The 12,782-nt window shown below is 72.6% G+C and carries 14 protein-coding genes and 1 pseudogene; 12 read left to right on the top strand and 3 right to left on the bottom strand.

Annotated elements, in window-relative coordinates; translation table 11 throughout:
• The 3 genes and pseudogenes from ABEA15_RS25210 to ABEA15_RS25200 form a co-directional block, all read left to right on the top strand.
• Window positions 1–834: pseudogene (locus ABEA15_RS25210) on the top strand (hypothetical protein); the annotation flags it as partial.
• An 87-nt stretch (window positions 835–921) separates the two neighbouring features.
• On the top strand, window positions 922–1,932 hold the full coding sequence (locus ABEA15_RS25205; protein WP_345559546.1) for a tryptophan--tRNA ligase: 1,011 nt from the start codon (window positions 922–924) through the stop codon (window positions 1,930–1,932).
• A 138-nt stretch (window positions 1,933–2,070) separates the two neighbouring features.
• On the top strand, window positions 2,071–2,856 hold the full coding sequence (locus tag ABEA15_RS25200; protein ID WP_345559544.1) for an FkbM family methyltransferase: 786 nt from the start codon (window positions 2,071–2,073) through the stop codon (window positions 2,854–2,856).
• 81 nt (window positions 2,857–2,937) lie between these two features.
• Here ABEA15_RS25200 and ABEA15_RS25195 read toward each other — a convergent pair whose 3' ends face one another.
• Window positions 2,938–3,513, bottom strand: a complete 576-nt coding sequence (locus ABEA15_RS25195) for an isochorismatase family protein (RefSeq protein ID WP_345559542.1) — start codon at window positions 3,511–3,513, stop codon at window positions 2,938–2,940.
• A 40-nt stretch (window positions 3,514–3,553) separates the two neighbouring features.
• The gene (locus ABEA15_RS25190) at window positions 3,554–4,864 is read right to left on the bottom strand and encodes a nicotinate phosphoribosyltransferase (protein ID WP_345559540.1); all 1,311 of its coding nucleotides are present in this window, start codon (window positions 4,862–4,864) and stop codon (window positions 3,554–3,556) included.
• A 214-nt stretch (window positions 4,865–5,078) separates the two neighbouring features.
• On the opposite strand from ABEA15_RS25190, the gene clpS reads away from it, so the two are divergent.
• The 7 genes from clpS (at window position 5,079) to ABEA15_RS25155 (ending at window position 9,858) form a co-directional block, all read left to right on the top strand.
• Entirely contained in the window at window positions 5,079–5,369 is a 291-nt protein-coding gene (clpS, locus tag ABEA15_RS25185) for an ATP-dependent Clp protease adapter ClpS (protein ID WP_345559538.1), read from the top strand.
• Window positions 5,370–5,396: 27 nt separating this feature from the next.
• Window positions 5,397–5,966: a DUF2017 domain-containing protein gene (locus ABEA15_RS25180; protein ID WP_345559536.1), complete on the top strand. Its 570-nt coding sequence runs from the start codon at window positions 5,397–5,399 to the stop codon at window positions 5,964–5,966.
• 64 nt (window positions 5,967–6,030) lie between these two features.
• Window positions 6,031–6,453, top strand: coding sequence for a M67 family metallopeptidase (locus ABEA15_RS25175; RefSeq protein WP_345559534.1), 423 nt, complete (start codon window positions 6,031–6,033; stop codon window positions 6,451–6,453).
• A gap of 213 nt (window positions 6,454–6,666) precedes the next feature.
• Entirely contained in the window at window positions 6,667–6,945 is a 279-nt protein-coding gene (locus tag ABEA15_RS25170) for a MoaD/ThiS family protein (RefSeq protein WP_344148067.1), read from the top strand.
• A gap of 8 nt (window positions 6,946–6,953) precedes the next feature.
• Complete coding sequence (locus ABEA15_RS25165) at window positions 6,954–7,901, top strand: PLP-dependent cysteine synthase family protein (protein ID WP_344148064.1); 948 nt, start codon at window positions 6,954–6,956, stop codon at window positions 7,899–7,901.
• 151 nt (window positions 7,902–8,052) lie between these two features.
• Window positions 8,053–8,862 (top strand): thioesterase family protein, encoded by an 810-nt coding sequence (locus ABEA15_RS25160; RefSeq protein WP_345559532.1) that lies wholly within the window; start codon window positions 8,053–8,055, stop codon window positions 8,860–8,862.
• 225 nt (window positions 8,863–9,087) lie between these two features.
• Complete coding sequence (locus tag ABEA15_RS25155) at window positions 9,088–9,858, top strand: MBL fold metallo-hydrolase (RefSeq protein WP_345559530.1); 771 nt, start codon at window positions 9,088–9,090, stop codon at window positions 9,856–9,858.
• A gap of 45 nt (window positions 9,859–9,903) precedes the next feature.
• Here the strand turns inward: ABEA15_RS25155 and ABEA15_RS25150 are convergent, their stop codons facing one another.
• Window positions 9,904–10,662: a hypothetical protein gene (locus ABEA15_RS25150; protein WP_345559528.1), complete on the bottom strand. Its 759-nt coding sequence runs from the start codon at window positions 10,660–10,662 to the stop codon at window positions 9,904–9,906.
• Between the two features lie 244 nt (window positions 10,663–10,906).
• Here ABEA15_RS25150 and rph point away from each other — a divergent pair, with 244 nt between their 5' ends.
• Both rph and rdgB read left to right on the top strand, forming a co-directional pair.
• Window positions 10,907–11,584 carry a ribonuclease PH gene (gene rph / locus ABEA15_RS25145; RefSeq protein WP_425579447.1) on the top strand — a complete coding sequence of 226 codons (678 nt, stop codon included), beginning with the start codon at window positions 10,907–10,909 and terminating at the stop codon, window positions 11,582–11,584.
• The gene (rdgB, locus tag ABEA15_RS25140) at window positions 11,581–12,228 is read left to right on the top strand and encodes an RdgB/HAM1 family non-canonical purine NTP pyrophosphatase (protein ID WP_344148049.1); all 648 of its coding nucleotides are present in this window, start codon (window positions 11,581–11,583) and stop codon (window positions 12,226–12,228) included. The genes rph and rdgB overlap by 4 nt, the downstream gene beginning before the upstream one ends.
• Window positions 12,229–12,782 lie beyond the last annotated feature (554 nt).

Raw genomic sequence — 12,782 nt, 5'->3', positions numbered from 1 at the left:
CCGGCGCGCGGCGGCACGGTCGCGGCCGGGGGAGCGGCAGCGGGCGCGGCCGCCGGCGGAACCGGTGCCGCCGCGGGAACGGCCGGTGCCGGCGCCGCAGGTGCCGGAGCCGGAGCGGGCACCGTGCTCGGGATGAGCAAGGGCGTGGCGGCGGCGGTGGCCGCCGCGACCAGCGCCGCGGTGATCGCCGGCGGCTGGGTGGCGGGGCGGGCCGTGGCCGGCGACCCCGAGCCCGCGCCTCCTCCTTCACCGTCGCCGACCCGCGCCGCCTACCCGCAGACCGTGGACTTTCGGACCATGACGGTGGGCTTTCCCGAGGACTGGAACGTGCAGCGGGTCCAGGACGACTTCGCCTACCTCGGCGACGACGGCCCGATCCCGGCGGAGTGGGTGGCGGTCTTCCCGGGCGGCGGCTCGTGCGAAACCGACCTGACGTGGACGACCGTCAGCGCCGAGGGGTGCGAGCACATCAAGATCCTGGGCCCCGAGGCGATCGAGCGGGGCGGCCCCGGTTTGGCCCCCGTCGACGAGCGGACCTACTACATCCCCAGCACCGACGTCTCCCTCTGCCCCGAGGGCGTCGCGACCCGGCCCTTCAACCGGAACGAGGCCGAGAGCGGTCCCAGCGACGACGTCGAGACCGCCCCGATCGGCGACCTGGAGGCCTACTACAACGAGTTCGCGGTGCCGTGCGTGAACAGCGGCACCGGCAGGATCGACCTCACCTACGCCCAGCGCCTGTGGCTGCTGCCCGACTCCGGGATCCTGGTGGTCGACAACATCGGCGTCCCGGAGCTGGACGACATGCTGGCGCAGGCCGAGACCGGCGGGTGAGCGGCCGCGGCGTAGGCCGCCCGCCGCCCGTCCCCAGTCCCCGCACCGGCGCCCGGGGCCGCCCCGCGCGCCGATAAACTCGGCGTCATGGCAGCGACCAAGACCTACCTGACGGGCATCCAGACCTCCGGAATGCCCCACCTCGGCAACTACTACGGCGCGATCCAGCCCGCGCTGGCCGCCGCCGAGTCCAACGACACCCTGTACTTCCTCGCCGACTACCACTCGCTGAACTCCGTCAAGGAGCCGGCGCGACTGCGCGAGGACGTCCGGTCGGTCGCCGCCACCTGGCTCGCCTGCGGGCTCGACCCCGAGCGCACCGTGCTCTACCGCCAGTCCGGCGTTCCCGAGGTCTTCGAGCTCGCCACCGTCCTGGCCAGCGTCACCGCAAAGGGCCTGATGAACCGGGCGCACGCCTACAAGGCCGCGCGCGACCGCAACGAGGCCGCGGGCAGCACCGAGCTCGACGCCGGGATCAACATGGGGCTGTTCAACTACCCCATCCTCATGGCGGCCGACATCCTCCTCATGGAGGCCGACGTCGTCCCCGTCGGCCGCGACCAGGCCCAGCACATCGAGTACACCGCCGACATCGCCCGCGCCTTCAACCACCTCTACGGCGACGCCTACAGCTTCCCCGTCCCCGAGGGCGCCTATCCCCAGGGCGAGGGCAGCGTCCTGCCCGGTGTCGACGGCCGCAAGATGAGCAAGTCCTACGACAACCACATTCCGCTGTTCATGGCGGAGAACAGGCTCAAGAAGCTCGTGCGCCGAATCCCCACCGACTCCACGCCCGTCGAGGAGCCCAAGGACCCCGGCTCCTCCGTCCCGTTCCAGCTGCTGGCCTACTTCGCCGACGCAGAGCGCACCGACGGCGTCCGCAAGCGCCTGGAAGCCGGCGGCATGGGCTGGGGCGAGCTGAAGAACGAGCTGTTCGAGACGATCAACGACCGGTTCGGCCCGATGCGCGAACGCTACGAGCAGCTCGTGGCGCCCGGGAGCGAGCTCGACGACATCCTGGAGGCCGGAGCCGCGCGTGCCCGCGGCCGCGCCGCCGCCACCATGGCCAAGGTCCGCCGGGCGATCGGCATCGACTAGCGATCCGCCGCCGCCCGGATCCGGGCGGCTCTGCCTGCCGGGACCGCCTGCCCGTCCGGACGGGCAGGGGCCGCACTAGCATGGCCCCGGCCCGCCCGCGCGGCGGGCGTGGAGACGACCCCGTTGCGGTGAGGAGCCATGGACGCTGACGCACCCCGCAGGCCCCGCTCCCAAGCCCCGTCCGGCCGGCCGGCGGTGCGGGCGGTGGGCGCCGCGCTGCGCGGCCTGGCTCCGCACGCGTTCTTCATCGAGCGCGAGGTGGCCGGGCTCGCCGAGATCGTCCGCCCCGGCGACGTGTGCCTGGACATCGGCGCGGAGTACGGGCTCTACACGTGCGCGCTGGCCGATCTCGCCGGTCCCGGCGGCCGGGTCCTCGCCGTCGAGCCGCTGCCCGGCCCCGCCGCGTTCCTGCGCGCGGTGGTGCGCGCACTCGGGGCGGAGCACGTACGCGTCGTCCGCGGTGCCGTGGGATCCGGCGAGGGAGCGGGCACACTGAGCCTGCCGCTGCGCCGCGGCCTGCCCGTGCACGGCCGCGCGTTCTTGACCACCGGTGCCGAGGGCGTGGGCCCCAACGCCGAGTTCGGCGGCGAGCGCACGGTCGCCACGCGCATCACGACACTGGACACCCTGGTCGCGCAGGCCGGGCTCGACCGGGTCGACTTCGTCAAGGCCGACGTCGAGGGCGCGGAGCTGAGGGTGCTCGACGGGGGGCGGCGGACGCTGCGCGACCACCGCCCGGCGCTGCTGCTGGAGATCGAGGACCGCCATTTGGCGAAGTACGGTGCGCACGCGAGCGACATCGTCGAGCGCCTGACCGGCCTGGGCTACCGCATGCGCGTGCGGGTCGCGGGCGCCTGGCGGGCGGCCGACCGCGTGCGCGAGGGCCACCGCAACTACCTGTTCACCGCCGAGCCGCGGCGCTGAGTCCGGGCACGCACCGCCCCGCCTCGGCGGCGCCGGGGACGCCGCCCGCCCGCGGGCCCGCCGCGAACCCGCATGCATACGTCAGGCCGCCACCACGGGCTCGCCCTCCAGACGCACACCGTGCTCGGCCATCCGGGCCCGGGCGGCGTCGGTTCCCGCGCGCGAGACGCCCGCGGTCAGCCCGAGCAGCACGCGGGTGTCGAACCCGGAGCGGGCCGCGTCCAGCGCGGTCGCCCGCACGCAGTGGTCGGTGGCGATGCCCACCACGTCGACGGCGGTGGCGCCGCGGTCGCGCAGCCACGCCTCCAGGCTCCGCCCGTCCTCGGCCTCCCCCTCGAATCCGCTGTAGCCCGAGCTGTACTGCCCCTTGCGGAACACGGCGTCGGCCTCGCCGGCCGCGAATTGCGGGTGGAACTCGGCGCCGGGGGTGCCGGCCACGCAGTGCGGCGGCCAGCTGTCGACGAAGTCGGGGTCGTCGGAGAAGTGGGGGCCGGGGTCGATGTGGTGGTCGCGGGTGGCGGCGATCCCCGCGTACTCGCCGCGGTGCTCGGTGATGTGGCGCGACACGGCGGCCGCGACCGAGGCGCCGCCGGACACGGCCAGACTGCCGCCCTCGCAGAAGTCGTTCTGCACGTCGACGACGATCAATGCCCGCATGTCGGTCTCCGTTCTCTTTCCGCCCGGCGGATCACCGGGCTCAGGCCGGGTCGGGCTGCTCGAACCGGGTCGGGATGACGGGTTCGGCCCGGTGCATGCGGTGAACCGTCTCGGGCAGCTCGGCGATGGAGCGGGAGTGGCGCTCGCGCGCCTCGTCGATCGGTTCGCGCCCCACGACCTCGCCGCCCGCGACCAGCCGCCGCAGCAGCGGGCGCAGCCGCGGCTCCTCCTGCGGCTCCTTCTCGTGCACGAACTCGGCGGCGGCCGCCCCCGAGGCGTCGAGGCGGCGCGACGCCCACTTGCGCCCGCCCTTGCTGGGCTTGCCGACCGACCGCTTGGCGACCGGCTCCAGCTCGTGGGTGCCGCGGGCGGAGCGGGCCACGAGCTTGTAGACCAGGGACGCCGTGGGCGCCCCGGAGCCGGTGACCAGCGCGGTGCCGACGCCGTAGCCGTCGACCGGCGCCACGGCCAGCGCCTGGATGGCGTGCTCGTCGAGGTCGCCGGTGACGATGACGCGGCTCTTCGGCGCGCCCAGCTCGTCCAGCTGCCGGCGCACCCGGAACGCGGCACTGCTGAGGTCGCCGGAGTCCACGCGCACCCCGCCCAGGCCGGATCCGCCCAGCTCGACGGCGGTGCGCACCGCCTCCTCCACGTCGTAGGTGTCGACCAGCAGCGTGGTGTCGCCGCCGAGGGCGCGCAGCTGGGCCTCGAACGCCTCGCGCTCGGTGTCGTGCACCAGCACGAAGGAGTGCGCGCTGGTGCCCGCTGTGGGGACCCCGAAGCGGCGGCCCGCCTCCAGGTTGGAGGTCGAGGAGAACCCCGTCAGGTAGGCGGCGCGCGCGGCCGCCACCGCCGACATCTCGTGGGTGCGGCGCGAGCCCATCTCGATCATCGGCCGGCCGCCGGCCGCCAGGGACATGCGCGAGGCCGCCGAGGCGATGGCGCTGTCGTGGTTGAAGATCGACAGCGCCACGGTCTCCAGCAGCACCGACTCGGCGAACGTGCCCTCGACCACCAGGATCGGCGAGCCCGGGAAGTAGCACTCGCCCTCGCCGTAGCCCCAGACGTCGCCGGAGAAGCGGTAGTCGGCGAGCCAGGAGAGCGTGGTGTCGTCCAGTCCGCCCGCGTCGGCGAGGTAGTCCAGCGCCGCGGAGTCGAACCGGAAGCGCTCCAGGGCGTCGAGGAAGCGCCCGGTGCCGGCCACGACACCGTAGCCGCGGTTCTCGGGCAGTCGACGGGCGAACATCTCGAACACCGTCCGCCGGTTCGCCGCCCCGCTGTGCAGGGCGCCTTGCAGCATCGTCAGCTCGTACCTGTCGGTGAGGAGCGCGCTGCTCGCATCGTCGGTCATAGCGGACCAGCCTAGTTTGTGACTATCGGTATCAAAATAGGTCGCCTGCTATGACACTGCCCACGAGATCCGCCCTCCAACAGTGGCACCATGGAGGCAGGGGCCGGAAACCGCCGGCGCCGCCCATACGTTGCAGCAGAGCGGGGGAGCGCCCTGCTGCGGGGCGGCCCCGCAGGCGGCCGGCAGCGGCGGAGTCGAGGCAGGAGAACCATCCATGAGTACGGCACCGGTCGAGCTGGAGCGCCCGGAGACCGAGGAGCAAACGGCTCCGAACCTCCCGTGGGTGACGATCGTGTGGAACGACCCGGTGAACCTGATGTCCTATGTCACCTACGTCTTCCAGACCGTCTTCGGCTACCCCAAGAGCAAGGCGCACAAGCTGATGCTGGACGTGCACCACAAGGGGCGGGCCGTGGTCTCCAGCGGCAGCCGCGAGGAGATGGAGCGCGACGTCGCCACCCTGCACGAGTACGGCCTGTGGGCCACACTGCAGCAGGACAAGTAGCCGGTGGGCCACGGGAGGGACCGCCACATGACACGAGGCTTCCGCGCCGCGGGCGGCGGTGTGGCCGTCGACCTCGACGCCGAGGAGACCGAGATCCTGCGGGCCATGGCCGGGCTCGTCCTGGAGCTGGTCGAGGAACCGCCGGAGAAGGACGAGTTCGAGCGGATCGTCGGCATCGGCGCCAACACCGAGAAACCCGATGACCCGGTGCTGGCGCGGCTGTTCCCCGACGCCTACAGCGGCGACGACGCCGACCCCTCGTCCTCCGCCGACTTCCGGCGCTACACCGAGGACGGGCTGCGCCTGAACAAGCGCGCGAACGCCCGGTCGCTCATCGAGGAGCTGCCCGCGGGCGGCGGCGGGCGCGTCGAGCTGGACTCCGGAGGCGCCCACGCCTGGCTGAAGTCGTTGAACGACGTCCGGCTGGCCCTGGGCACCAGGCTGGGCATCGACGAGGAGGCCCACGACGCCTACCTGCGCGGCGAGGCCGTGGTGCCCGAGTCGCAGGCCGCCGCGCTGCACCTGTACGACTGGCTGGGGATGCTGCAGGAGAGCCTGGTCGAGGCGCTGTTCGACGTGCGGCGCGAGGGGGAGTGAACGGCGGGCGACAAGCCATACCCAGTGGGTGGGTATGGAAATTTCCTCGGTTAGGCTGAGCCCCATGCTGAGGATCAACCGCGCGATCTACGAGCGGATCGTCGCCCATGCGCGCCGCGACCACCCCGACGAGGCGTGCGGCGTCGTCGCCGGCCCGGAGGGCTCCGACCGGCCCGAGCGGTTCATCGAGATGGCCAACGCCGAACGCTCCCCGACGTTCTACCGGTTCGACTCCAAGGAGCAGCTCAAGGTGTGGCGGGAGATGGACGACCGCGACGAGGAGCCCGTGGTCATCTACCACTCCCACACCGCCACCGAGGCCTATCCCTCGCGCACCGACATCTCCTACGCGTCCGAGCCCAACGCCCACTACGTGCTGGTCTCCACTCGCGACCCCGAGACCGAGGAGTTCCGCTCCTACCGCATCGTCGACGGGGTGGTGACCGAGGAGCCGGTCGAGGTCGCCGAGGGCGAGCCGGCCCGGTAGAGCGGCGGCGCGCACGGGGGCACCGGCCGGCTCCTTCGCCCGGCGAGTCCCCCACGGCGGCCGCGGCACGGAATCAGGGGTGAGCCCCGCCTGTTGGAAACCAAGGCGGAGGAGTGCGCGCCCGCGCGCGGTCCCCGCGGGCGGGCGCGGCCGGCGTCCGAACCCCCGCGACACCACACAGACGCAGACGTCCACACGCTACGGAGAACTCTCATGGCCATCGAGGTCCGCATCCCCACCATCCTGCGCAACCTGACCGGCGACGCGAAGGCGGTCGAGGGCGAGGGCTCCTCCCTCGGCGAGCTCATCACCGACCTCGACAAGCGCCACCCCGGCCTGCAGGAGCGCCTCGTCGAAGACGGCAAGCTGCGCCGGTTCATCAACGTCTACCTCAACGACGAGGACGTCCGCTTCCTGGGCGGGCTGGAGTCCCCGGTCGCCGACGGCGACACCGTGACGATCCTGCCCGCGGTCGCGGGCGGCATGCGCTGACCGCCGCCATGCGATTCGACTCCCTGCTCGACTCCGTGGGCGGCACCCCGCTTGTGGGGCTGCCCCGGCTTTCGCCGGCGCCGGGTGTGCGGCTGTGGGCCAAGCTGGAGGACCGCAACCCCACCGGCTCGATCAAGGACCGGGCCGCGTTCTACATGATCGAGCAGGCCGAGAAGGACGGACTGCTCTCCCCCGGCTGCACCATCCTGGAGCCGACCTCCGGCAACACGGGGATCTCCCTGGCCATGGCGGCCAAGCTGCGCGGCTACCGCATGGTCTGCGTGATGCCCGAGAACACCTCGGCCGAGCGGCGCCAGCTGCTGGCGATGTGGGGCGCCGAGATCCACTACTCCCCGGCCCAGGGCGGCTCCAACGAGGCCGTGCGGGTGGCCAAGGGGATGGCGGCCGAGCACCCCGACTGGGTGATGCTCTACCAGTACGGGAACCCGGCCAACGCCCGCGCCCACTACGAGACCACCGGGCCCGAGCTGCTGGCCGATCTGCCGGAGGTCACGCACTTCGTGGCCGGACTGGGCACCACGGGTACGCTCATGGGCGTCGGCCGCTATCTGCGCGAGCAGCGGCCCGGCGTCAAGATCGTGGCCGCCGAACCCCGCTACGGCGAGCTGGTCTACGGGCTGCGCAACCTCGACGAAGGGTTCGTCCCCGAGCTCTACGACGAGTCCGTGCTGACCACGCGCTTCTCGGTGCCCTCCGACGCCGCGTTGAAGCGCACCCGCGAGCTGCTGGAGAACGAGGGCATCTTCGCCGGCATCTCCACCGGCGGCGCCCTGCACGCGGCGATGGGTATGGCCGCCAAGGCAGCCAAGGCCGGCGAGGAGGCCGACATCGCGTTCGTGATCGCCGACGCGGGATGGAAGTACCTGTCCACCGGCGCCTACGAGGGCACGCTGGAGCAGGCCGAGGAGCGCATCGAGGGCCAGCTCTGGGCATAGCGCACGGAGCGCACCACCGCGTTCGGACGAGCGGGCGGGCTTCCGGCCGGCCGCCGGGAGCCCGCACCCGTACCGCACCCGAACCGGTCGGGACCGGCCGCGAGCAGGGGCGGGTGTCCTCACCGGCGACGCCGTTCGGTTCAATGTCACCATGACGCGATTCGATTCCGCCACCGCCGTGTCCGCCGCATCCGAGGGCCGCTACACCGCCGAGCTCGATCCCGGCTACCTCATCGGCAAGGCGATGAACGGCGGCTACCTGATGGCCGTGCTGCAGCGCGCGGCGCTGGACGCCTCCCCGCACCCCCACGCCGTCTCGTCGTCGTTCCACTTCATGCGCCCCGCCGCAGCCGGCACCGCCGAGGTGGACGTGGAGGTCCTCAAGGCCGGGCGCACCGTCGCCACCGTCCGCGTCACCCTGCGCCAGGAGGGCAAGGCGTGCGTGACCGGAACCATCGCCACGTCGGAGGTCGCCGGCGGGTCGGTCCCCGACTACGCCGCGGCGGCGCCGCAGCTTCCGCCGATGTCGCAGTGCCGCCGGTACGACCCGCGCGCCGGCGTGCGGAACGCCCCCGCCTTCGTCCACCGCGTCGCCCAGTTCTACACCGAGGAGTCCTGGCAGCGGCTGCGCGGACGCGAGGAGCCCCCGGTCCCCGAGCTCACCGGCTACGTCCACCTCAGTGAGGAGGACGGCGGTCCGGGTACCGACGACCCCGCCCTGTTCCTCCCGCTGGCCGTCGACGCGCTGCCGCCCGTGGTCACCGTCTTCGGCACGTGGCGCTGGGCGCCCACGGTCGAGCTGACCTGGCACATGCGCGGCGTCCCCCATCCGGGTCCGCTGACGTTCCGGGCGCGCGCCGACGCGGTCAACGACGGCTGGTTCGACGAGACCGTCGACGTGTGGGACGTGAAGGGAACCCTCGTCGCGCAGAGCCGCCAGCTCGCCCGGGGCGGACGCTGACGGGCTCCCGCAGGAGGCCGTGGGCGGGGAGGACGGCGCTCGTTGTGATGTGTGAAGTCGTCACATGTGATTCAACACGCGTGAGACTCGGACCACATTCGGTACCGCCGGTGCGGTCATTGGGGTAGACCCGTAACACGGAGAACACGCAGGGGCCCACCTCGCGATACACCGGCTTCACGTGTGCGTCTCCGCGGAGGCACCCCAGCGAAAAGGCAATGCACCGTGCGACTCACCATCATCGGCTCGTCGGGAAGCTTCCCCGGCCCGGCCAGCCCCGCTTCCTGCTACCTGGTGGAGGCCGAGGGGTTCCGGCTCCTGCTGGACATGGGCAACGGGGCGCTCGGCGTGCTGCAGCGCCACGTCGACATCTACCGGATCGACGCCGTCTACCTCAGCCACCTGCACGCCGACCACTGCTTCGACCTGTGCTCCTATTGGGTCGCCCGCACCTATCCGCACGGCGGGCCCAAGCCGCCCATCCCCGTGTACGGGCCGCCCGGCGTGGCCGACCGCATGGCCGAGGCCTACGGGCTGGAGCCCGACCCGGGCATGCGCGAGACCTTCGACTTCCGCGAGCTCGCCCCCGGCGAGATCTCCATCGGGCCGATGACCGCACGCCTGGGCCGGGTGAACCATCCCGTCGACGCGTTCGGCATCCGCCTGGAGCACGGCGGCACCAGCCTCGCCTACAGCGGCGACACCGGCGCCTGCGACGAGCTGGTGGAGCTCGCCGCCGGGACCGACCTCTTCCTGTGCGAGGCCTCCTTCCACGACCACCGCGAACATCCCAAGGACATGCACCTGACCGGCAGCGAGGCGGGGGAGCACGCGCGCCGTGCGGCGGCCCGGCGGCTGGTACTGACCCACCTGGTGCCCTGGAACGACGACGACTGCACCCTCGCCGAGGCGCGCAGCACCTTCGACGGCCCCATCGACGTCGCACGTTCCGGCGCCGTATACGAGGTAGGCAGGGCCGCCCTGAACCCGGTGTAGGTGCCGGGGCCGCGCCGCTTCGACCGGTCGGCGGCCGCCGGGGAGTCAGTCCCGCGGCTCGGCGGTGGAGTCCGCGTCGGCCTGCACGGTCGGTTCGGGTGCCGGCGTCGGCGGAGCCGGCTCGGCAGCGCCCTGCTGGGCGGTGCCGCCGGTGAGCTCCTGGGCGGTCGCGGTGACCGCGCGCAGCAGGTCGCCGGTCGCGACCCGGGGCGTGTTGCTCGTGGTGGAGATCAGCATGCCTGGCAGATGCAGCTTCACCCCGGAGAACATCTCGCCGGTGTCCCACTGGGCGATCCCGCCCATCGAGGCCACCGCGCCGGTGGTGAAGAAGTCGTCGCGCCGCTGCGCCTTCACCGGCACGTGGCCGGGGTAGGCGACCAGGCTCTTCTCGGGCGCGAAGGTGACCATGACCACCTCGCTGCCCTCGTCGGGGTCGAACCCCGCCCAGGAGCACTCCAGCCGGGTGTCCGTGCGCACCTCGGTGAACTCCGGGCTCTCCAGCTGCCCGAGTACGCGGGAGGCGTCCTGCTCGATGCCGGTGGCCTCGCACGAGGCAGGGAGCGGAAGGGCGTCGACGCGACGCTCCTCGATCTCGCTCTGGGAGGCGCTGGGCGAGAGCGAGGGACCGGTCACCGCCTCGCCTCCGACGGCCGACCAGCCCGGGGAGGACGCGGACCCGCTGGGCGAGGGCGACTCCTCCGCGGACGCGTCGGAGTCCGGCGCGCAGCCTGTGGCGGCCAGCGCGAGGGCGGCCGCGCCGACCGCCCAGCGCGCCCGGTACACCCTTCTCGGAACGATGCTCATCGCGTGGTGACCTTCTACCATCCAGCGGTGCTCGGGCCGCCCGCGATCAGAGACCGCGTCGGCGCCTCCCATGGTGTCACCTTCCGGACGTCCACCGGTGCGCGTCGGCGCGACCGTAAGCCAAGGGATACCTCCGCCCCACCCGCCTGCCGTGTCCGGTGCAGCGGCGCGTCCGTCGGGACACGCAGATAAGCTTTCGCGCATGGCACGACCCGACGGACGCGCTCCGAACCAACTTCGCCCCGTGACGATCACCCGCGACTGGCTGCGGCACGCGGAAGGCTCCGCGCTCATCGAATTCGGCGACACCCGCGTGCTCTGCGCGGCCAGCGTCGAGGACGGCGTTCCGCGCTGGCGGCGCGGTACCGGAGAGGGCTGGGTCACCGCGGAGTACGCGATGCTGCCCCGCTCGACCGACACCCGCGGCGCCCGCGAGTCGGTGAAAGGGAAGATCGGCGGCCGCACCCACGAGATCTCCCGGCTGGTGGGGCGCTCCCTGCGCGCCGTGGTCGACTTCAAGGCGATGGGCGAGCACACGGTGACGCTGGACTGCGACGTGCTCCAGGCCGACGGCGGTACCCGCACCGCGGCGATCACCGGGGCCTACGTCGCGCTGGCCGACGCCTTCAAGTACCTGCGCAAGAAGCGCAACCTGAAGAACAACCCGCTGAAGGGGTCGGTCTCGGCGATCAGCGTCGGCGTCATCCAGGACCAGCCGCGCCTTGACCTGAACTACCTGGAGGACTCCGTCGCCCAGACCGACATGAACGTCGTGGTCACCGGTGACGGCGACTTCGTCGAGGTGCAGGGGACGGCGGAGGGCGCGCCCTTCGACCGTGCCAAGCTCGACAGCCTGCTGGACCTGGCCGTGACCGGTTGCGGCGAGCTGACCGAGATCCAGAAGAAAGCCCTGGCGGGATGAGCGACCGCATCACGGTGGTGCTGGCCACCCGCAACGCCAAGAAGCTGCCGGAGATGCGGGCGATCCTGGGCGAAGCCGGACTGGACGCGGACGTGGTCGGCCTCGCGGACTACCCGGACGCGCCGGAGGTCGCCGAGACCGAGGCGACCTTCGCCGGCAACGCGCTGCTGAAGGCGCGCGCGATCGCCGCCCACACCGGCCTGCCGGCGGTGGCCGACGACTCCGGGCTGCGCGTCGACGCGCTCAACGGGATGCCCGGAGTGCTGTCGGCGCGCTGGTCCGGGCGCTTCGGCTCGCGGTCGGGCGACAAGGACGAGGCCAACCTCGACCTCGTCCTGGACCAGCTCGCCGACACCCCCGAGGACCGGCGCGGCGCGGAGTTCGTGGCGGCGGCGGCCCTCGTCGTCCCGCTGGGCACCGCTCCCCGGCCCGAGGAGGAGGTCGAGGAGGTCGTCGAGGGGGTGCTGCGCGGGAGGATCGTCGGCGAGCGCCGGGGGGCCAACGGCTTCGGCTACGACCCGGTCTTCGTTCCGGACGGCGAGACCCGCACCACGGCCGAGATGAGCGCCGAGGAGAAGAACTCCATGAGCCACCGCGGTACCGCGTTCCGCAGGCTCGCGGTGCGGCTGGGCGAACTGCTGTGACCGCGGCGCCGCCGCGGCGCGAATCCGACGTCGCCGGGCCGGCCGGGTCATCGCGTAGCGGGCGCCGGCCGGTCGGCGGCGGTTCCGGTTTGGCGCCGCGGCTGGTGCGTGGTTAGGATGGAGAGCTGACGCGGACACGGTGTGTCCGGCGGTTCGGGACCGGCGGGAGCCGGTATCCGGTGCCGGCAGGGTCCGCGGTCTCCAGGAAAAGCGTTCGCGGCGGTTGTCGCGAGCTAGTATCCTGGAGAGAGCAAGGAAGCCGAGAACCGAACATCCCCCGGGATGGGCGGTCGGCCCGGTCCGACATACGGACGGCGCGGACGCACGGCGGACGCGCTCCCAGTACTTGCCGGAGTCTCCACAGAAAACGGCCGACATGTCGGCGGTTGAGCGTGCGGACTCGTTCGGATTCGGCACCGCTCGCGGTGCCGCAGTCCGGAAGGCGGAGATGCCGACCGGGTGAACGGTCGGCGTGCGTTTGGCGGGACGAGTTGGAATTCGCCGATTTGGTGGGTTCGCGAAAGCCCTGCTAACGTGGAGACACAACAGAACGC

This window comes from Streptomonospora halophila, from assembly GCF_039542725.1.
GTDB classification, from domain to species: domain Bacteria; phylum Actinomycetota; class Actinomycetes; order Streptosporangiales; family Streptosporangiaceae; genus Streptomonospora; species Streptomonospora halophila.
This window is presented reverse-complemented; position numbering and strand designations above follow the sequence as displayed.